The organism is Ensifer sp. ENS09, from assembly GCF_014852425.1.
Taxonomy (GTDB): Bacteria; Pseudomonadota; Alphaproteobacteria; order Rhizobiales; family Rhizobiaceae; genus Ensifer.
Genome location: NZ_JACVBP010000002.1, coordinates 1,127,688 through 1,148,418 on the forward strand (window position 1 = coordinate 1,127,688; position 20,731 = coordinate 1,148,418).

The 20,731-nt window shown below is 64.2% G+C and carries 17 protein-coding genes; 12 read left to right on the forward strand and 5 right to left on the reverse strand.

Annotated elements, in window-relative coordinates:
* The first annotated feature begins 8 nt into the window (after positions 1-8).
* Together IB267_RS13550 and IB267_RS13555 are read left to right on the forward strand one after the other, a co-directional pair.
* The gene (locus IB267_RS13550; protein ID WP_192448047.1) at positions 9-479 is read left to right on the forward strand and encodes a nucleoside deaminase; all 471 of its coding nucleotides are present in this window, start codon (positions 9-11) and stop codon (positions 477-479) included.
* 207 nt (positions 480-686) lie between these two features.
* Positions 687-1,955: an MFS transporter gene (locus IB267_RS13555; protein WP_210335837.1), complete on the forward strand. Its 1,269-nt coding sequence runs from the start codon at positions 687-689 to the stop codon at positions 1,953-1,955.
* 6 nt (positions 1,956-1,961) lie between these two features.
* Here IB267_RS13555 and IB267_RS13560 read toward each other — a convergent pair whose 3' ends face one another.
* Positions 1,962-2,738, reverse strand: coding sequence for a DUF4239 domain-containing protein (locus IB267_RS13560; RefSeq protein WP_192448049.1), 777 nt, complete (start codon positions 2,736-2,738; stop codon positions 1,962-1,964).
* A 213-nt stretch (positions 2,739-2,951) separates the two neighbouring features.
* Here IB267_RS13560 and IB267_RS13565 point away from each other — a divergent pair, with 213 nt between their 5' ends.
* On the forward strand, positions 2,952-3,854 hold the full coding sequence (locus IB267_RS13565; protein ID WP_192448050.1) for a cation diffusion facilitator family transporter: 903 nt from the start codon (positions 2,952-2,954) through the stop codon (positions 3,852-3,854).
* Between the two features lie 7 nt (positions 3,855-3,861).
* On the opposite strand, the gene IB267_RS13570 is transcribed toward IB267_RS13565, so the two are convergent.
* Both IB267_RS13570 and IB267_RS13575 read right to left on the reverse strand, forming a co-directional pair.
* Entirely contained in the window at positions 3,862-5,442 is a 1,581-nt protein-coding gene (locus IB267_RS13570) for an ABC-F family ATP-binding cassette domain-containing protein (protein ID WP_192448051.1), read from the reverse strand.
* A gap of 161 nt (positions 5,443-5,603) precedes the next feature.
* Entirely contained in the window at positions 5,604-7,415 is a 1,812-nt protein-coding gene (locus tag IB267_RS13575; protein ID WP_192448052.1) for a diguanylate cyclase, read from the reverse strand.
* Between the two features lie 287 nt (positions 7,416-7,702).
* Here IB267_RS13575 and coaBC point away from each other — a divergent pair, with 287 nt between their 5' ends.
* On the forward strand, positions 7,703-8,923 hold the full coding sequence (coaBC, locus tag IB267_RS13580; protein ID WP_192448324.1) for a bifunctional phosphopantothenoylcysteine decarboxylase/phosphopantothenate--cysteine ligase CoaBC: 1,221 nt from the start codon (positions 7,703-7,705) through the stop codon (positions 8,921-8,923).
* Positions 8,924-9,124: 201 nt separating this feature from the next.
* On the opposite strand, the gene IB267_RS13585 is transcribed toward coaBC, so the two are convergent.
* Positions 9,125-9,931, reverse strand: a complete 807-nt coding sequence (locus IB267_RS13585) for a class II glutamine amidotransferase (RefSeq protein ID WP_192448053.1) — start codon at positions 9,929-9,931, stop codon at positions 9,125-9,127.
* Positions 9,932-10,201: 270 nt separating this feature from the next.
* Between IB267_RS13585 and IB267_RS13590 the strand changes: the two genes are divergently transcribed.
* From IB267_RS13590 to IB267_RS13620, 7 genes are all read left to right on the forward strand, one after another.
* Entirely contained in the window at positions 10,202-11,329 is a 1,128-nt protein-coding gene (locus tag IB267_RS13590; RefSeq protein WP_192448054.1) for a Gfo/Idh/MocA family protein, read from the forward strand.
* 213 nt (positions 11,330-11,542) lie between these two features.
* Entirely contained in the window at positions 11,543-12,397 is an 855-nt protein-coding gene (locus tag IB267_RS13595; protein WP_192448055.1) for a MurR/RpiR family transcriptional regulator, read from the forward strand.
* Between the two features lie 124 nt (positions 12,398-12,521).
* Positions 12,522-14,459: a 5-dehydro-2-deoxygluconokinase gene (gene iolC, locus IB267_RS13600; RefSeq protein WP_192448056.1), complete on the forward strand. Its 1,938-nt coding sequence runs from the start codon at positions 12,522-12,524 to the stop codon at positions 14,457-14,459.
* Positions 14,460-14,534: 75 nt separating this feature from the next.
* Entirely contained in the window at positions 14,535-16,388 is a 1,854-nt protein-coding gene (gene iolD, locus IB267_RS13605; RefSeq protein WP_192448057.1) for a 3D-(3,5/4)-trihydroxycyclohexane-1,2-dione acylhydrolase (decyclizing), read from the forward strand.
* Between the two features lie 98 nt (positions 16,389-16,486).
* A complete protein-coding gene (gene iolE / locus IB267_RS13610; protein WP_192448058.1) occupies positions 16,487-17,386 on the forward strand; it encodes a myo-inosose-2 dehydratase in 900 nt (299 codons plus the stop codon).
* 185 nt (positions 17,387-17,571) lie between these two features.
* Positions 17,572-18,372: a 5-deoxy-glucuronate isomerase gene (gene iolB, locus IB267_RS13615; protein ID WP_192448059.1), complete on the forward strand. Its 801-nt coding sequence runs from the start codon at positions 17,572-17,574 to the stop codon at positions 18,370-18,372.
* Between the two features lie 173 nt (positions 18,373-18,545).
* Positions 18,546-18,965, forward strand: a complete 420-nt coding sequence (locus tag IB267_RS13620) for a GFA family protein (RefSeq protein WP_192448060.1) — start codon at positions 18,546-18,548, stop codon at positions 18,963-18,965.
* A gap of 18 nt (positions 18,966-18,983) precedes the next feature.
* Here the strand turns inward: IB267_RS13620 and IB267_RS13625 are convergent, their stop codons facing one another.
* Positions 18,984-19,679, reverse strand: a complete 696-nt coding sequence (locus tag IB267_RS13625) for a DUF2268 domain-containing putative Zn-dependent protease (protein ID WP_192448061.1) — start codon at positions 19,677-19,679, stop codon at positions 18,984-18,986.
* 184 nt (positions 19,680-19,863) lie between these two features.
* Here IB267_RS13625 and IB267_RS13630 point away from each other — a divergent pair, with 184 nt between their 5' ends.
* On the forward strand, positions 19,864-20,670 hold the full coding sequence (locus tag IB267_RS13630; RefSeq protein WP_192448062.1) for an AraC family transcriptional regulator: 807 nt from the start codon (positions 19,864-19,866) through the stop codon (positions 20,668-20,670).
* Positions 20,671-20,731 lie beyond the last annotated feature (61 nt).

Here is a 20,731-nt window from a genome sequence, read left to right on the forward strand (position 1 = left end):
GAACTCTCATGGCCCAGGAACAGACCTATCTGGCCGAGGCAGTAACGCTTGCCCGGCGCAACATCGAGAAAGGCGGACGCCCCTTCGGCGCCGTAGTCGTCAAGGATGGCGAGATCGTCGGTCGCGGCGTCAACGAGATGCTGTCATCCGGCGACCCTACCTCGCATGCGGAACTGAACGCGTTGCGCTCCGCCGCCCAAAACCTTCGTTCCCCGCGGCTTGAAGGCGCCTCCGTCTATGCCAGCGGCCAGCCCTGCCCGATGTGTCTGGCGGCCATGCGCATGGCCGGGATCACCGAGATCGCCTATGCGAACTCGAATGCCGACGCCGAACCCTTTGGCCTCTCGACCGCAGCGATCTATGCGGAACTGGCAAAACCGCTCGCCGAGCAAGCCATGCGCTTCCGCCATGTGCCGATCGACGATGCCGAAACGACACCGCTTTACGCCGCCTGGCAAGAGCGACAGGCCAAGACCTGAGCCGCCGGGTCAACGCCCGGCCATCCGGATGTGAACAGCCGGGGCGGCCGACGGCGGCCTCGGGCCTTCTGTTCAGTCCAGAGGATCGGGGCAACGACGCCCCTTGCCGAACACACGTGCCGGCTGTAATCGCATAGGCGTTTCTTCCTTTTATGTCGCCCCATCTCTTAAGGAGACCGGGCGGTTTCCAGCCAGCAGGTGCCCGTGATGACTGCCTATTCCGAAAAAGCCGGCCGCTTCGTCGCACTGCTTCTCATCGCAGGCTCCGGTTTGGTGACGATCGCCAAGGGCATGAGCCTGACCTTCCTTGCAATCCGCCTCCAGCGTGACTTCGGCCTCAACCCTGCCAGCATCGGCGCGTTGATCGGCGTGGGTCCGCTGCTCGGCGCGATCGTCAGCCCCTTCGCCGGCACGCTCTCCGATCGGATTGGCCGAAAAGCCGTGTTGACCGTCGCACTCTTCATGGCCGGACTGGCGCTGGCCGGGCTCGGACTGGCACAATCGATCGCCGCCTTCGCGCTGGCCCACATCGTCTCCGCCGTTGCCGCCGCCGTTTTTGAACCGGTCGCACGCGCCTTGATGAGCGATGCGGCGCCTGAACATCTGCGTCTCAAGGTTTTCTCCTGGCGTTATCTCGCCATCAATGCCGGCTGGGCGATCGGGCCATTGATCGGCGTATGGGTCGGCGCTGCCTATGTGACGCTTTTCGTCATCGCGGGCGTCATCCACGCAGCCTTCGGTCTCGTGATCTTGCTCACGGTACCCGAGGCGAGCAGCAGGCAGGCTATCGAAGCCGAACGAACGTCAGGGAGTGCCGGTGGCTGGCGCGGACTTGTCGCCGCCTTGCGTGACCGGCGCCTGGTCTTCTTCGTCGTCGGCGGCACGCTGCTTCTCGCCGTTCACGGTCAGTGGTCGGTGACCCTGTCGCAGTATCTCAATACCGGCTTTGAGGACGGCGTCACGCTCTTTGCGCTGCTGGTTTCGACCAACGCGGTAACGGTGCTGGTCGCCAGCACGCCGGCCCGCTTCGTCATCGAACGGATCGGCGCCCTGCACGCGCTGTCGCTTGGCAGCCTGCTGTTCCTGATCGGCGAGATCGGCTTTGCCGCCTCGTCCGGAATGGAAATGCTCGTCGCCTCGATGATCCTTTTCACCATAGGCGAGGTGCTGGTCGTGCCGTCGGAATATGTGCTGGTCGACGGAATTTCCAACGCCGGCAACCGCGGCACCTATTTCGGTGCCCATTCACTCTCGACGTTTGGAAACTTCCTCGGGCCGCTCACCGGCGGCCTTGCGCTTGGCGCCGTCGGCGGCGCCGGCATGTTCCTGCTGTTCGGGGCATTTGCGGCGGCAGGTGCGCTTCTGTTTGCGATCGGCCATTCCATGCCGCCGCCGCGTCCTGAGGCTGCGCGCACCACAGCGCTCGACGATGGCGCCGCCACGGGAGACCTGCTGCGGCTGGGGCAGTTTGCTTGAGACCGGTTATCCGCCGGTCGCGGGCGACGCGTTGATCTGCTCCTGTACCCGTTCGAGTGGCCCCGGCGCCAGTGCTGCCGGCGGCTGATACGGATTGGAGAAGGCGTAGATCAGGAACAGGATGATGCCGGTATAGGCGCCGAAGAGGCAGAGCAGCAGCAGGTTACGCCGTCTCGGCGGATAGGCATAATAGGCGAGCGCGATGAAGATCACGCCGGAGAGTGCCGCGAACCAGAAGATGCTGTCGATCGAGTCCGCGACGTTGCTTTCCCGCTTGGTTCGGCTCTGCGAAACGTCGTGCAGCCGCTCCAGCATCTGGCTGCGCAGGCTCTCCTGACGCTTGTCGGCCGGCACGAGGTTCAGCACATGCTGGTAGGCCTTGTCCCAGAACGCCCAGGCCTCATTTGAAAGACGGCCCTTGTCGGCCAATGACTGCCACTCGCCGTCGATCACCTGGGACACGTAGGCGGAGATCGCCTGCTGGATCGGTGCCTTGAAGCTTTCGCCGTAGCGTGCGGCATCATAGTAGATGTCGGCGATAGCGCCGGCTTCGGTCGCCATTTCGTATTTGAGCTGCTGGTACTCGACCATCTCCTGCGCGAATACGAGAGCAAGGATCAGGCCATGCAGTGCCGAGATCCGGAAGATGACCGAACTGGCCAGCTCCTTGTCATGACCCTCGGCCTCACCGCCCATGATCAGCCGCATCAGGAAGTACGCAGCAAGCGTCAGTGCGACCGTGCCACACACGAAGAGTGCACCGAGCAGCATCTCGACGATCATGTCCCCTCCACAGCCCATTCTCCTGCCGCGGGCCTTCGTCAATTCTGAGCCCACGACCGCCGAAAGACAACTGCACGCCCCGGACCAGGCCCTGGGCGGCTGTCTTGCGGCTGGCCGAAACGCTATGCTTGCAGCGCCATCCACCCGTCTTGCCACCATTTCGACACTGCCAACGCCTAAGCACCGCGCCAAAACTGGAGTAAAAACAAGATCATGAGTGCGCCAAGCGAACAGACAGTCCTCAAACAATCGATCGCGGCCACCGTGGTCGTCGGGGTGACGGGCGTTATCTTCGGTCTGCTATCGGGCTCGGTTTCCATCGTGTTCGACGGCGTCTTCTCGGCCGTCGACGCCTCTATGACCCTGCTTGCGCTTGGCGTGACGCAGCTGATCCCGAAGCCGAGCAAGCGCTTCCAGATGGGCTTCTGGCACATTGAACCGATGGTGCTGCTCTTCAATGCCGGCCTTCTGACCCTGCTTTCCTTCTACGCGATGGTGAACGCCGTGGGCTCCATTCTGTCGGGCGGCAATCACCTCGCCTTCGACTGGGCGATCGCCTATGCCGCCGTCGTCGTGGTGATCTGCGCCTTCATGTTCTTCTATGTACGCCGGGCGAACCGGCCGATCGGCTCGGAGTTCCTGGCGCTCGACGTGCGCGCCTGGGCGATGTCCGGCGCGATTACCTCCGCCCTGCTCGTCGCCTTTGCGATCGCCGCCGCCCTGAAGGGCACGGCTTACGAATACGTCACGCCCTATGTCGACCCGGCGATCCTGATCGTGCTGACGCTCTGCCTGATCCCGCTGCCGATCCGCGCGGTCTTCCAGGCATTGAAGGAGATCTTCCTCGTCGCACCCGCCGAACTCGACGAGCGGGTGCGGCAAGCAGCGGCGAACGCCGTCACACGCCATGGCTTTGCCGATTACCGCACCTATGTCGCCAAGGTCGGGCGCTCCAAGACGATCGAGGTCTATCTGATCGGAACGCCCGAAACCAAGGTCGGCACGCTCGCCGAACTCGACCGGATCCGCGCCGAGATCGGCGAGGAGATCGGTGATCCCGGCCCTGACCGCTGGCTGACGATCGCCTTTACCGGCGATGCGCGCTGGGCGGAGTAATCCTCATTCAGGAAAGTTCGATCCGCCTGGTGATGCCGATCGCCTCCAGGAAGGCCTGGTCGTGGCTGACGACGAGCAGCGCGCCGTCATAGGCCCTGAGCCCCGCCTCGACCGCCTCGATGGAATCGATGTCCAGATGGTTGGTCGGCTCGTCGAGGATGAGGAGCTGCGGCGGCTTGCTGCCGCTGAGCACACAGGCGAGACCGGCCCGCAACATCTGGCCGCCGCTGAGACTTGAGACGATCTGCAGCGCCGCGTCCGCCCGGAACATGAAGCGGGCGAGCGCCGCCCGGCAATCGTTCTCGCTGGCCTCGGGATTGAGGCGCCGGAAATTGTCGCGGATCGACAGACGAGGATCGAGCAGGCTTACCTTCTGGTCGAGCATGGCGTGATCGACCAGGACGCGCACCGTGCCGGACCATGGCTGGAGATCACCCGTCAGCAGCGACAACAGCGTCGTCTTGCCCGAACCGTTGCGACCGGTGAGTGCCACGCGCTCCGGCCCGACGACCGAAAGCGACAGCCGGTCGACGACCGGCTTCCCCCGCTCATAGCCGACGCCGACGTTATCGACCTGCAGGACGCTGCGACCGGCAGGCAGTCCGGTCGGCGGTAGGCGAACAGTCAGCGGCTGCAGGATTTCGATGCGCTCGCGCGCTTCGACGAGATCGCCGACCGCCTGGTTCCGTCGCCGTTCCGCAAGGCGGGTATTGTCGCCGCCGGTCTTTTCGCTCCGCTCCTTCCTGGCGTCGAGCAGGAGCAGCGGTTCGTCGCCCCTGGCCCGCTTGCGGCGGCCGGCGGCATCTTTGCGCGCCTTGCGTTCGGCCGTCTCCTGGGTCTTGCGCTCGACCTCGGCCAGACGACGCTCGGCATCGGCGAGATCGTGGCGAGCAGACGCCAGCTCGATCGCCTTGCGTTCCCGATAGTGGCTCCAGTTGCCGCCGTAGGTGGTGGCGCCGAGCGTGGTCAGTTCGACGATGGCGTCCATCTCTTCCAGGAGTTCGCGATCATGGCTGACGACGATGGCGCCGCCGCGCCAGCCCGCCATCAGCGCAGCGACGGCCGCCCGCCCCTCGCGGTCGAGATTGTTGGTGGGTTCGTCAAGCAGGATGAAGTCCGGCTCCTTGAAGACGAGCGCGGCAAGCTTCACGCGGGTCATCTGCCCGCCGGACAAGGCGGCAAGGCGCGTTTCCGCCGACGCGTCCAGACCGACGCGCGCCAGCGCTTCCTCCGTGCGGGCCTCCAGCGTCCAGTCGGCGGAAGCCAGTTCGTCCACGGAGGCTTGCCCCTCGTCCGCTTTCTGCAGAACCGCAAGTGCGTCGGTGACGCCGAAGAGATCGGCGACGGTCTCGTCGGCCGCGACCTGAACGGTCTGGCTGAGCATACCGAGGCTGCCGACAACAGTGACCTTGCCGCCCTGCGGTGTCAGCGTGCCCTCGACCAGTCGCAGCAGTGTGGATTTGCCAACGCCATTGCGGCCGACAAGGCCGGTGCGGACAGGACCAAAGGTCAGGTCGAGACCGGAAAGGAGGCTTCGGCCCTCAGGCGTGGACCACGAAATTTGGAAGAGTGAAATCGAAGCAGGCATGGATACGGTTTTCCCTGATGGCAAGTCGGTTCGGCTTGGCGGTCAGGGTGAAATCCATTGATGCGTGTATCCTGTTCAAATTTCTATCGCGGTCATAGATAGCATCGAATGCGCCCGTTTCAAGGCGGGGCATGCGATACAGTGTTTCGGAAGCCAGGGGATCAGGCGAGGCTGCGACGCGCCTCGTCGTCGCCGAAGGCGAGCCCCGAGGCGCGCACGCTCCGGTTTCGGCCGTGGTTCTTGGAGTCGAGAAGAGCGGCATCGGCCCGGGTCAAAAGCGTGGCAACGGGCCCATCGTCCGGCGCCGCTGCAACGCCGACCGAGACCGACACCGTGCCCAGAATGCGGCCGCGATGCGAAAGCGGCGTCGTACCGATCCGGGTCCTCAGCCGCTCGGCAAGCTCAAAGCCCGCCGCTTCGCCGGCGTCGGGCATGAGCACGGTGAATTCCTCGCCGCCGAAGCGGTAGGCACTGCCGGCATCGCCGACCGTGTCGACGATGATCTGGGCGACATATTGCATCACGACGTCGCCGGCATCGTGGCCGAACTCGTCGTTGAAGCGCTTGAAGTGGTCGATGTCGATCATCAGGCAGCTGAGCGGCTTGCCGTCCTGCCCGCGTGGCTGCCGGTTCAGCGCCTCGTCGAGGCAGCGCCGGTTGAGCAGGCCCGTCAGTGCGTCGCGGACGGCGAGATTGGTGAGCTTTTCGCGCAGTTGAAGATTGGCGACGGCAAGCCCGATGTTTTCGGCGATCAGCTCGAGATAGAGGCGCGACGCCTCGACCGCGAACTCCTCCTCAGACCGTTCCTCGAAATAGAGGAGCCCGATCGTGTCGCCCTGGGCCGTCAGCGGCACGCAGAGGCCGATCACGCCTTCATCGTCGAGGTGCTGGCAGGCAATGTCGCTGTGGCCGCGGTTGCTGACATGCGGCCGGCCGCGGCGAAGCCCCCAGCAAGCGCTGGACGGAAACGTCGGCGCTGAATGCTGCGGATCGAGCCAGGTGCCGACGCGAGTCAAATGCGTCCGGCTATCGTTCAGCACATAGAGATGGCCGGCAAGATTGGGAAAGACCTGCGGCGCGAAACGGGCGACGACCTCGGCCAGTTCGTCCTGGCTCTGGCAGGCCTGCAGCCGGTGCATCATCTGCAGGATGAGATCCTTGGTCTGCTGGTCCAGCCGCCGCTCCGCGTCCAGACGGTCCCGCTCCAGGCCGTTTTCGCGGAAGATATGGATCGCCTTGTTCATCTCGCCGATCTCGTCGCTGCGGCGATCGAGCGGGACTTCCACGGCGTAATCCTGCTCGGCAAGCCTTGTGACGATACCGCTCATGCGGGTAAGCGGCATGGCGACGCGGCGCTTGAGGATGAAATAGAGCACGCTCAGGAACAGGGCGGCGGTGATGCCGAGCATCGTCTTGGCGGCGGCCGCATACCAATCGCTGCGCTCCTGCGCCTCGTTGAGGGCCGCGCCGGTGCGGACGTTGGTCAGGTCCCTGAACCGCGCCACCGTCTCAAGAAGGGCGGTCTGCAGACGCTCGTGCTCGGGCCCAAAGAGCTTTTCCTGCGCGCCGGCGCGGTCACCCTTCTGATAGGCATCGATGGCGGCAACCTCGACCTTGTCGAGCGCTTCCGCCTCGCGAACGATATCCTGCAAGGCGGCGATCTCCGCCGGCGTCGCGCCAAGATTGGTCGCGGTCTTGGTCGCCTCCTCGCGGCGGCGTTCTTCTTCCTCGGCGCGGTGGAAGGCTTCGAGATGGCGCTCGTCGCCGCGCATCACATAAAGACGTGCCTCGTCACTTCGCGTTTCAGCCCCGAGCGCAAGCTCTTCGCCGAGCGTATCAAGCACCAGATGTTGCTCAACCGCCTGGCGTTCCTTGATCGCGCTGTCGGTCGACAGGATGAAGGCGGCACCAGAAAGCCCCGTCAGAAGGACGGTCACGCCATAGGCCCAGTTTGTGATCGCATTTATTCGCATGGAAGAAGCTTAGCCCCCGCGGATTGAGAGCGGATTAACCGCATTATCAGGCTTCGGCAACAGCCCCTGCCCCGGTTGACGCAAGCGGCGCGGCTTTTGTTCCGCCGCATTTCCTCGATCCGCTGGGCGCAACGCGTGTCCGCCAGCGGCACACGTTGCGCCTGACGGATCGCTCAAGTAGGTTCAATCCAGAGACGCTGGCAAAGCCAGCCGTCCCAAATGTTCTGGTATCGCGTAGGCTCGGCAGCCCATGCCGGGCAAGAGGACGGCCGAAGGGCCGGGTGCAAATGACACTGTCGGGCAAGCGTATTCTCCTCATCATCTCCGGCGGCATCGCGGCCTATAAGAGCCTAGATCTCATCCGGCGCCTCAGGGAACGCGGCGCGAGCGTGCGGCCGGTCATGACGGCGGGCGCACAGCAGTTCGTGACGCCGCTTGCCGTCGGCGCGCTTTCGGCCTCGCATGTCTATCTCGACCTGTTTTCGCGCGAGGACGAGCAGGACGTCGGCCACATTCGGCTGGCGCGCGAATGCGATCTGATCGTCGTGGCACCCGCGACCGCCGACCTGATGGCGAAGATGGCGAACGGCCATGCGGACGATCTCGCCTCGACCATTCTGTTGGCAACGGACCGCCCTGTGCTGGTCGCGCCGGCGATGAACCCGAAGATGTGGGCGCATCCGGCGACCCGCCGCAACCGGGCGACGCTTGCGAAGGACGGCATCCGTTTCATCGGCCCGGAAGCGGGCGAGATGGCGGAAAGCGGCGAAGCCGGCGAAGGCCGCATGAGCGAGCCGCTGGCGATCGTCGCGGCCGTTGAAGACCTGCTCTTAGGCGCGCCAAAACCGCTTGCCGGGCGCAGCGTCGTCGTCACCTCAGGGCCGACGCATGAGCCGATCGACCCGGTGCGCTACATCGCAAACCGCTCCTCGGGCAAACAAGGCCATGCGATCGCCGCGGCGCTCGCGAAACTCGGCGCCGACGTGACGCTGGTCTCCGGCCCGGTGACGATCCCGGATCCGGCCGGCGTCAAGGTCGTGCATGTGGAACGGGCCGAAGAGATGCGCGACGCGGTGCTTGCCGCCCTTCCCGCCGATGTCGCGGTCATGGTCGCCGCCGTTGCCGACTGGCGGGTGGCGACGGCCGCCGGCAACAAGATCAAGAAGAAGCCGGGCGAGGCGCCGCCGCCGCTGCTGCTTGCCGAAAACCCCGATATCCTGAAGACGGTCGGCCACCATGCCAGGCGACCGAAGGTCGTCATCGGCTTTGCCGCCGAGACCGAAAACGTCGCCGACAACGGCCGCGCCAAGCTCGAACGCAAGGGCGCCGACTTCATCCTCGCCAACGACGTGTCACCGGCAACGGGCATCATGGGCGGCGACCGCAACAAGGTGAAACTGATCTCGGCCACCGGCAATGATGATTGGCCGGAGATGGACAAGGACGCGGTGGCGGAGAAGCTTGCGGCCATGATCGCCGACGAACTGGCGCGGAAAGATCGGGGCTGATCCACCATCGCCCCTCTCCTAGGGTTAAATCCGAGGACTAACCCTACCCCGCCGGCGGGGCGAGGGGACGTGCCCTACCCAGCGACGGTGAGGTAGAGTGAAGACGGCGCTATCCTGTCCCTTCGCTCCGCCTGCGGGGAGAAGGCGGCGGCAACCTGATGAGGGGTCGACGACAAGTGCTGCAGTCGTGGATGCGATATCTCAAGCCAGCTGGCGCGACCGAACCGGCGTACCCTTGGTCGAAAACAACCGGACATCGACGCCATTCTCGCCGACGATGACCGCCGTACCGTCGGGGATTTCCACCCAGGCGCTGTCGTCGTCGTTGAGCGGCTCGGAAACCAGGCAATAGCCGCCGCTCGGGCCCATCGGTGCGGCATAGAGCGTCGGCGCCTTCCAGTCGGAGGCGTAGCGCACGGCGTAGAGATCCCGGCCGTCGGAGAAAGCGGCGGTGAAGCGCACCAGCACCTGGCGCTCCAAATGCTCGGCAAGCTGCTCGATGAAGGCCAGCGCCTCGGCGATGGCGCCGAGCGGATCGCGGTCGAGGCCGAACTGCATCGCGAGCAGGAACAAAAGCTCCGAATCCGTCGTGCCGGTGCGCGCCGAGTAGAGGTCGTTGTCGAGCATGCTCTCCATCGGCCGGCGCAGATGCTCGAAGTCGCCGATCTGGCCGTTGTGCATGAAAGACCAGCGGCCAAAGACGAAGGGATGACAATTGTCGCGCCTTGTGCCACCGCCGGTCGCGGCGCGCACATGGGCAAGGAAGAGCGGCGAGCGGATCTGCCTCGCAATGCTCTTCAGGTTGCAGTCGGACCAGGCGGGCAGGATATCGCGGTAGCGTCCGGGCTCCGGGTGATCGCCATACCAGGCGATGCCGAAGCCGTCGCCGTTGGTGGCGGTCTTGGCCCGTGTCGCGCAATGGGACTGTTCGATCAGCGAGTGCGCCGGAGAGGTCACCAGTTCCTCGAGATACAGCGGCTCACCGCGATAGGCTGCCCAGCGGCACATGCTGATTTCACTCCAGCTCCGCCCGGTTCACTCCGGAGCGATTCGTTAACCATGACGAAATGAGATGTTCCAACGGAACATGGTAAAAATGCGTTAACACATTCCCCCTTCGTCAAGGTGAGGGTAGCCGGAGTTCACAGTTTTGGCTGTTTCGAGCGGCACAGGGCGTGCACTTCGCCCTATTTCGAACAAATATTCCATATTGACAAATCTTGCACAATTCATTTCATTTCGAGCCAATACGGCAGCGCCGCCAGGGAGGAATTCGGCATGGGCAGCAAGCGCAAACTCGGCATCGGCCTGATCGGCACGGGCTTCATGGGCAAGGCCCATGCGCTCGGCTTCACCATTGCCGCGCGGGTCTTCGACCTGCCCTTCGAACTCGACCTGGTTTCCGTCGCCGACGTGACCGTCGAAAGTGCCGAGCGCGCCCGCGGCCAGCTCGGTTTCCGCAAGGCGACGGTCGACTGGCGGGAACTCCTGACCGATCCGGATATCGACATCATCGACATCACCACGCCGAACCTCTTGCACAAGGAGATGGCGCTGGCGGCGATCGCCCATGGCAAGCACGTCTATTGCGAAAAGCCGCTGGCCCCGACCGTTGCCGAATGCCGCGAGATGGTCGAAGCGGCGGAAAAGGCCGGCGTCGTCACCCAGGTCGGCTTCAACTATCTGAAGAACCCGCTGATCTTCCTTGCCAAGGACATCATTGAAAGCGGCGAGATCGGCGAAATCCGTTCGATGCGCGGCATTCATGCGGAAGACTTCATGGCCGATGCGCAGGTTCCGTGGGGCTGGCGCCTGAACCCGGCCAGCGGCGGCGGCGCGCTTGCCGATATCGGCAGCCACATCATCGCCTCCATGCGCCACCTCGTCGGCTCAATCAGCCGGGTGCTCGCCGAGACCATCATCCAGATCCCCGAACGCCCGGTTTCCGCCGGCTCCAGTGAAACCCGCGCCGTCGAGGTCGACGACATCACCCGCGCCTTCGTGCGCTTCGAAAACGGTGCCACCGGCAGCTTCGAGGCAAGCTGGATCGCAACGGGCCGCAAGATGCAGCACGATTTCGAGATCTACGGCTCGAAGGGCAGTATCGTCTTCACCCAGGAGCGGTTGAACGAAATTCGCCTCTACAAGACCGGCGACGACATCCGCACCCGCGGCTTCCGCACCATCTGGGCGGGGCCGGAGCATCCGCCCTATGGCGCCTTCTGCGTGGCGCCGGGCCACCAGATCGGCTTCAACGACCTGAAGGCCATCGAGGTCAAGGAGTTCCTCGATGCCATCGCCGGCGGCAAGGCGCCTTCGACGGATTTCCGCGAAGGCTACGAGGTGCAGAAGGTGCTCTCGGCGACCTATCAATCGGCCAAGACCAACGAATGGGTGCAGATCTAAGCGGTGCCGTGCTGCGCGTTGCGGGCACAAGACCGCTGCGTGCTTTTGCTGGAAATGCTCTCTGTTTTGCTGCGCATTCCCGGACGCAAAACCGCGGCGCACTTTTGCTGGAAATGCTGGAGGAAAAATAGAACGCCTGTTCTATCCCGTTCCCGACTAATCGATTAGGGTGAGGCCGAAAGCCAGACTGATATCGAGGGAGACGAGCGAGACATGGCCATGCCGGAAACGACGACAGAGGTGCCGCAGGATTTCGAGGCGCTGAAGGCCGCCATTCTGGAACGCAAGGCGGAGCTGCCGAAACGGCTGCGCCAGGTCGCCGCCTATTCGCTCGACAATCCCGATGAAATCGCCTTCGGCACAGCCGCCAGCATCGCCACCTCGGCCGAAGTGCAGCCGTCGACTCTGGTGCGCTTCGCCCAGCATTTCGGCTTCGAGGGCTTCTCCAGCCTGCAGCAGATTTTTCGCGCCCGGCTACGCGAGCGCACGCCCGGCTATGAGGACCGGCTGAAGGCGCTGAGCGCCAACGATCACAGCAAGCTCGAAAGCGGCTCGATCTTCAACGGCTTCGTCGCCGCCGCCCACCGCTCGCTCGACAACATCGCCTCCTCGGTCGCTCCGGAAGCCTTTGAGCGCGCCGTCGATATCCTCGCCAAAGCCGACACGGTCTACCTGATCGCCAAGCGCCGCTCCTATCCGATCTCCAGCTACATGGCCTATGCCTTCGGCAAGCTGAAGGTGAAGTACCAACTCGTCGGCACCGCCGCTGGCATCGACGAAGACATGCTGGCCATGGCGACGAAGAACGATGCCGCCTTTGCCGTCAGCTTCTCGCCCTATGCGTCTGAAAGTGCCGCCCAGGCGCGGCTTCTCGCCGAACGCAAGGTGCCGGTCGTGTCGCTGACGGACTCGGCCTTCTCGCCGCTCGCGGAATCCTCGAAGGTCTGGTTCGAACTGGTCGAGGCCGACCATGCCGGCTTCCGTTCGCTTTCAGCCAGCATGGCGTTTGCCATGGCCCTGACGGTCGCCATTGCCGAGAAGCGCCAGCGCCTCGCCGAGGGCGATTAGGCGAAACGGAACAGATAGAATGAAAATTCCATATTGACGAAACGTCGGAATTTATGTTTCATACAGCCATCACCCACAGTACGGAAATGGTCGGGCCCGCCAAGGTGTCCGCGGGGAGGAAGCAGTGAGCCAGAACGTTTCGGCACAGGGAGCAAAGCCGCTCGACCTGATCACCATCGGCCGGGCCTCGGTCGATCTCTACGGCCAGCAGATCGGCACGCGGCTTGAGGATGTTTCGAGTTTTGCGAAGTCCGTCGGCGGCTGCCCGTGCAACATCTCGGTCGGTACGGCGCGCCTCGGTCTGAAGTCAGCACTTCTGACCCGCGTCGGCGACGAGCAGATGGGCCGCTTCATCCGCGAGCAGCTTACCCGTGAAGGCGTCGAGACCCGCGGCATTGTCACCGATCCGGAGCGGCTGACGGCGCTCGCGATCCTCGCGGTCGAAAACGACAAGACCTTCCCGCTGCTCTTCTATCGCGACAACTGCGCCGACAACGCGCTTTGCGAAGACGACGTTTCGGAAGAATTCATCCGCTCCGCCCGCGCCGTGCTTGTCTCCGGCACGCATTTTTCCAAGCCGAACACCGACGCTGCCCAGCGCAAGGCGATCCGCATCGCCAAGGAAAACGCCGCGAAGGTCGTCTTCGACATCGACTACCGCCCGAACCTCTGGGGCCTTGCCGGCCATGACGCCGGCGAGAGCCGATACATCGCGTCGGATCGCGTTTCGGCGCACCTGAAGACCGTTCTCGCCGACTGCGACCTGATCGTCGGGACCGAAGAGGAAGTGCTGATTGCGTCCGGCGAAAGCGACCTCTTGCAGGCGCTGAAGACGATCCGTTCGCTGTCCAAGGCGACGATTGTCTTGAAGCGCGGGCCGATGGGCTGCATCGTTTATGACGGTCCGATCACCGACGACCTCGAAGACGGCATCGTCGGTAAGGGCTTCCCGATCGAGGTCTATAACGTGCTCGGAGCCGGCGACGCCTTCATGTCCGGCTTTCTGCGCGGCTGGCTGAAAAACGAACCGCACGCGACGTCGGCCACCTGGGCCAATGCCTGTGGTGCCTTCGCCGTCTCTCGCCTTCTCTGCGCGCCTGAAATCCCGACCTGGACGGAACTGCAATTCTTCCTGGAAAAGGGCAGCAAGGAGCGAGCCCTGCGCAAGGACGAGGCGATCAACCACGTTCACTGGGCGACCACCCGCCGCCGCGACATTCCGCTTCTGATGGCACTGGCGATCGACCACCGCAGCCAACTCGAAGACATGGCCGCCGGCGACCAGTCCTTGCTGGACCGCATTCCGGCCTTCAAGGTGCTGGCGGTGAAGGCCGCCGCACAGGTCGCGGCCGGCCGCTCCGGCTTCGGCATGCTGATCGACGACAAATACGGCCGTGACGCGCTTTACGCCGCCGGCGCCCATCGCGATTTCTGGATCGGCAAACCGATCGAGCTTCCGGGCTCGCGGCCGCTGCAATTCGAATTCAGCCAGGATCTCGGCAGCCGCCTGATCGACTGGCCGGTCGATCACTGCATCAAGGTCCTCTCCTTCTATCACCCGGATGATCCGGCAGAGCTGAAAGCTCAGCAGGTGGCAAAGCTGCGCTCGGCCTTCGAGGCGGCGCGCAAGGTTGGCCGTGAGATCCTGATCGAGATCATTGCCGGCAAGCATGGCAAGCTCGACGACCAGACCATTCCGCGGGCGCTGACCGAGCTCTACGATGCCGGCCTCAAGCCGGACTGGTGGAAGCTCGAGCCGCAGGCAAGCCGCGGCGCCTGGGCAGCGATCGATGCCGTCATCGAAGCCCGGGATCCGCTCTGCCGCGGCGTGGTGCTCTTGGGCCTCGAGGCGCCCTATGAGCAGCTGAAGGACGGATTTGCCGCCGCTCGCACCTCGAAGACGGTTCGCGGCTTTGCCGTCGGCCGCACGATATTCGCCGATGCCGGCCGAGCCTGGCTCGGCGGCACGATGAGCGACGACCAGGCGATCGCCGACATGGCCGGAAAATTCAAGGCCCTGGTCGATCTCTGGCTGCAACTGGGTGAAACAAAGGCGGCATAGGATCGACGCCAAACGTCGGACGATGCAGCAAGCAGGGTGGAACGGGACGATTCCGCCACGAGGAGGAAACAGATTATGAGCCAGAAGACCGTGCGCCTGACCATGGCACAGGCCGTGGCGCAGTTCCTGACCCGCCAGATGACCGTCATCGATGGCAACAAGGTGCCGATCTTCGGCGGCGTCTTCGCCATCTTCGGTCACGGCAACGTCGCCGGCGTCGGCGAAGCGCTGCATGCGATCAAGGACACGCTGCCGACCTACCGCGCCCAGAACGAGCAGGGCATGGCCAATGCCGCGATCGCCTTTGCCAAGGCGAGCTTCCGCCGCCGCTTCATGGCCTGCACCACCTCGATCGGCCCCGGCGCGCTCAACATGGTGACCTCGGCGGCGCTTGCCCATGTCAACCGCCTGCCGGTGCTATTCCTGCCGGGCGACGTCTTTGCCAACCGCCGTCCCGATCCGGTGCTGCAGCAGGTGGAAAGCTTCGGCGACGGCACTATCTCGGCGAACGACTGCTTCCGCCCGGTATCGCGCTACTTCGACCGCATCACCCGCCCCGAGCAGATCATCCCGGCGCTGCGCCGCGCCATGCAGGTGCTGACCGACCCGGCCGATTGCGGCCCGGTGACGCTGTCGCTCTGCCAGGACGTTCAGGCCGAAGCCTATGACTATCCGGAAAACTTCTTCGACGAGAAGGTCTGGGTGCCGCGCCGCATAGAGCCCGATCTGGATGAAGTGGCGACGGCAATTGCGGCGCTGAAGGCAGCGAAGAAGCCGATCATCATCGCCGGCGGCGGCGTGCTTTATTCGGAAGCGAGCAAGGAACTCGGCGATTTCGCCGAACGCCACGGCATCCCGGTCGTCGAGACCCAGGCCGGCAAGTCGGCGCTGCCGCATTCGCATACGCTCAACATGGGCTCGGTCGGCGTTACCGGAACCTCCGCCTCCAACGCGCTTGCCGAGGATGCCGACGTGGTCCTCGCTGTAGGCTCGCGCCTGCAGGACTTCACGACCGGCTCCTGGGCGCTCTTCAAGAACGAAGGCTTGAAGATCATCGGCCTCAACGTCCAGCCTTTCGACGCCGGCAAGCACAACGGACTGCCGCTGATTGCCGACGCGCGCGCCGGCCTTAACCGCATCTCCGGCGGGCTCGGCAGCTACAAGGCCGATCCGAGCTGGACCGCCAAGGCCAAGTCCGGCAAGGCTGAATGGCTGGCGGTTGCCGACAAGGCAACGGCCACGACCAATGCGGCCCTTCCCTCCGACGCCCAGGTGATCGGCGCCGTGCAGCGCGCCCGCGGAGCCAAGAACACGACGCTCGTCTGCGCTGCAGGTGGTCTGCCGGGTGAGCTGCACAAGCTGTGGCAGGCGGAAGAGCCCGGCGGCTACCACATGGAATACGGCTTCTCGACCATGGGCTACGAAGTGGCCGGCGGCCTCGGCGTCAAACTCGCCAAGCCTGACAGCGACGTGATCGTCATGGTCGGTGACGGCAGCTACATGATGCTGAATTCGGAGATCGCCTCTTCGATCATGCTCGGCGCCAAGTTCACCATCGTGCTGCTAGACAATGCCGGCTACGGCTGCATCAATCGGCTGCAGATGGGCACCGGCGGCGCCAACTTCAACAATCTCCTGAAGGACACGCATCACGTCGAACTACCGCAGATCGACTTTGCGGCGCATGCCGGCGCGATGGGCGCCGTCACCCGCAAGGTCGGCTCGATCTCCGAGCTCGAAGCAGCGCTCAAGGAGACCGCGAGCGAGACGCGCACGACCGTGATCGTCATCGACACCGATCCGCTGATCACGACCGAGGCCGGCGGCCACTGGTGGGATGTCGCAGTGCCCGAGGTCTCGGGCCGCGCCCAGGTCAACGCGGCGCGCGAGGGTTATGAGAAGGCGCTCGCCGCACAGCGCTTCGGCTAAGATTGCCCTTTCGGCGCCCACGTTTTCGCGCGGGCGCTTTTCCCGTTTATGCTCACAAGATATCCGCTTTGCGCGGATGGCATCAGAAAGTGAAAGACATGATCCGCTACGGAACCAACCCGATCGCCTGGAGCAACGACGACGATCATTCGATCGGCGCGCATTTGACGCTCGAGGACTGCCTGTCCGATTGCCAGAAGATCGGCTTCGACGGCATCGAGAAGGGCCACAAGATGCCGTCCGATCCGGAGGCACTGAAGCAGAAGCTCGGCGCTTATGATCTCGTCTTCGTTTCCGGCTGGCACTCAACCAACCTGCTCACCCATGACGTCGAAGCCGAGAAGAAGGCGATCCAGCCGCATCTCGACCTCCTGAAGCACAATGGCTGCAAGGTGGCGATCGTCTGCGAAACCTCGAACGCCATCCATGGCGACGACGGAAAGTCGGTCGCCAACGACAAGCCGGTCCTGCCGGCCGACCAGTGGAAGAAGTTCGGCGCCGATCTCGAAGCGATCGCTCAGTATTGCGCCGACCAGGGCATCGACCTCGTCTACCACCACCACATGGGCACGATCGTCCAGACCGGCGAGGAAATCGACCTCTTGATGCAGAACACCGGCCCGGCGACCAAGCTGCTGCTCGACACCGGCCACGCCTGGTTCGGCGGTTCCGATCCGGCCGAGGTCGCGAAGAAATACATGCACCGCGTCCGCCACATCCATTGCAAGAACGTGCGGCCCGCCGTCCGCAAGGTCGTCGAGGGCGAAGGCCTCTCCTTCCTCGAAGGCGTGCGCCGTGGTGTCTTCACGGTTCCGGGCGATAGCGAAGGCGGGGTCGACTTCCTGCCCGTGCTGAAGATCGCCGCAGAACACAACTATTCAGGCTGGCTGGTGATCGAGGCGGAGCAGGATTCGGCGGTGCGCAACCCGTTCGAGTACCAGTCGCTCGGGCTGAAGTCGCTGAAGGCCTTTGCCAAGGAAGCCGGGCTCGACAAGTAAGCCCAGACTTTCGGTCGCCGGGTTCGATGGGACCGGCCCGTCATCCGCACGGTGAGGAAAGCCCTCATCCGGCTAACGCCACCTTCTCCCCGCGAGCGGGGAGTGGGCTAGCCTTCGGGTTAAACCCGAGGAGAGGGGCAGACCGCACGACCGGCACCCCATGATAAAGAGTTAGGGAGATCGACATGTCCAGGCTGCTCGTCAAACCGAAGGCCAAATCGGGCCTCATGCAAAACGTGACACCGGAAAGCGCCGGCTGGACCTATGTCGGCTTCGCGCTGGAACGGCTGAAAGCGGGCGAGACGACCGAGGGCGAGACCGGCGACAAGGAAATCTGCCTGGTGCTGGTGTCCGGCAAGGCAAAGGTCGCCGTCGACGGCGAAAGCTTCGGCGAACTCGGCGAGCGCATGACGCCGTTTGTGGGCCAGCCCTATGCCGTCTACGTGCCGAAAGGCAGCCGCTGGCAGGCAACGGCAACCTCGGATCTCGATCTCGCCATCTGCTCGGCCCCGGGCGGTGACGGCTTCAAAACGAAGGTCATCGCGCCGGGCACGCATCCGCAGATGACCCGCGGCAAGGGCACCAATACCCGTTACGTTACCAACATCATGCCGGAAGACGACGGCTCGGCGCAGTCGCTGCTCGTCGTCGAGGTGATCACGCCCGGCGGCCACACCTCCTCCTATCCGCCGCACAAGCACGACCAGGACGACCTGCCGGCCGAGAGCTATCTGGAAGAGACCTACTACCACCGCATCAACCCGCCGCAGGGTTTTGCGATGCAGCGCGTCTATACCGACGACCGCTCGCTCGACGAAACCATGGCTGTCGAGGACGGTGACGTGACGCTGGTGCCGAAGGGCTATCATCCGGTCGCCGCCGTGCATGGCTACGACGTCTACTATCTCAACGTCATGGCCGGGCCGAAGCGCATCTGGAAGTTCCACAACGCCCGCGAACACGAGTGGCTGTTCACTGGCGTGTAAGCGGCGGCGAACCAAACGGCATCGCACCATCGCCCGTCCTCCCTACGCCACAGGGGGGGAACGAAGCGTCGCAACCGTCGAGCCCCATCACTCGCTGAGGTTCAGGGGCGGATGAGAACGGCATACACTTTTTGCGGCTCCGCCCTAGCTCTCCCGCTTTCAGGGAGGGCTTCATGCACATCGACGGGCAATGCCATTGCGGCTTCGTGACCTATGAGGCGGAGATCGATCCGGCCGATGTCGGCATCTGCCATTGCACCGATTGCCAGCAACTGACGGGATCGGCCTACCGCGTCACAGCCGGCACCGAGCGAGAGAACTTCCGGCTGACCGGCGGCGAACCGAAGCTCTATGTGAAGATCGGCGCAAACGGCCGGCAGCGGCTGCAGTTCTTCTGCCCCAACTGCGGCTCGCCGATCTATACGACCGGCACGGACGAGGACGCCCTGGAGGTCGGCATCCGGGTGGGAACGATCAATCAGCGCCGGCAGCTCCGGCCACGCTCACAGATCTGGTGCGCCTCGGCACTGCCCTGGATTGGCGACGTCAGGAAGCTGCCGGGCCGCGATCGCGACGGGCCGCCGCACACTTAGCCGCCTCGGGCGTAACCATCATGCCGCAACGAGCAGGCGTTCCTTGAGCGGTGCCCAGGCTTCGCCGATCACCACCGATGCGGGCGTTGCCGTCATCTGCGACGGGCGCGCATCCGGGTTCGCCGCCAGATAGGTCTTCACGAGGTGATAGCCGATCGTGTAGCCGGCCCAACGCGGCAGGGAGCGACCGGTGCCGAAAAACCAGCCCGCATGATCATAGGTCTCGGCCCAGAGCTCTCGCTCGGCGCGCTCCAACAAGCCTTCCCAGTCTGCAGCCTTGAGCGCATGATTCCACGCGTGGCCGTCGCCGCCGTTGATTTCCGCATCGAAGGCATCGGCTAGCCCCTCGCTGACCAAAGCTTCGCCGAGCTTGGAACCATAACCGCAGGCGCCGTGGCGGAAGGAATGATGCAGCTCGTGCGTCAGCAATTTGCGCACTTCTCCTGCAGCAAGGCTTGCCTCGAAGTTCTCGTTGCCGGGATCGACCGTGAAGAAGACCAGCGCCCTGCGATAGCAGGCGCCTGCAACACCGAGTTCGGGAATCGTCTCACCCGCACGATGCTCGACGAGGACATCGATGGGTGCGGCGCTCTCCGAGGCAGAAACCGCCGCGCCGATCCGCTCGGCGGTCTCGCGCACGGACTCCAGTATCCGTTCGCGCCACGGCGCCAGAGATCCGTCCGCTTCGAGGAAGTGAACACGCAGATCCAGCATTTCGATCATCTCCCTTTCGCGCCGCTTGGGATCGCAACGTAAGGATGCGGCCGGTGATTGCAACGTCGAAAAGATGAAAGTTTCCGTGAGCCGCGGATGCGGGCCCGAGGACGCGTCATTGCGATGGCCGGCGGCGGCGCTGCGGTGTACAAGACGAAGCTGGAGACCGGAGCAGGCGCGCGAGATGTCGAAGGGCAAGATCAGGATGCTGCACAGCGCGGCCGCGGGCATAGACGCGGTCGAGGCCGAAACGCGCCAGTCCTTCGCCCGTCACACGCACGATCAGTTCGGCATCGGTCTCATCTATGAGGGCGCGCAGAAGTCGCTCAGTGGCCGTGGCATGGTCGAAGCCGGCGCTGGCGACATGATCACCGTCAACCCTGGCGAAGTGCATGACGGCATGCCGATCGGCGATGCCGGCCGCGCCTGGCGCATGCTCTATTTCGATCCATCCGTCATCGCCACTGCCGCCGAGGATATCAGCCAGGGCCGTGCGGATTCCGGCGAGTTCACTGCCCCCGCCTTTCACGACCGGGAGGTGGCAGATCAATTTCGGGTGCTGTTTGCGGCCATCACCGACCCAACGGCTAGGGCCCACGCCATCCGGCATGAAGAACAGCTCCTCATGCTGCTGGCAGGCGTTCTTGCCACCGGCAAGCGACACCAGGGTGAGAGGCCGGCAACAGTCACGGCGGCCAAGACGATGATCGACGACGACCCGACGGCCGCGATCACGCTTGCCGATCTCGCCGCTGAAGCCGGGCTCAGCCGGTTCCAGCTGGTGCGCAATTTCGCAAGCGCGGTCGGCCTGACGCCACATGCCTATATCGTCCAGCGCCGGATCGATCTCGCTCGCCGCCTGATCGGTGGAGGCATGCCGCTGGCGGAGGCTGCGTTTACGGCCGGCTTTGCCGACCAGAGCCACATGACCCGCGTCTTCGTCAGCAAATATGGCCTCTCGCCCGGCATTTATGCCGAGGCCAAAAAGTAACACCCGCAATTCCGTTCAAGACCGGAGCCCTCCCCCGGGCGCATTGCTGCACCGGCCGCGC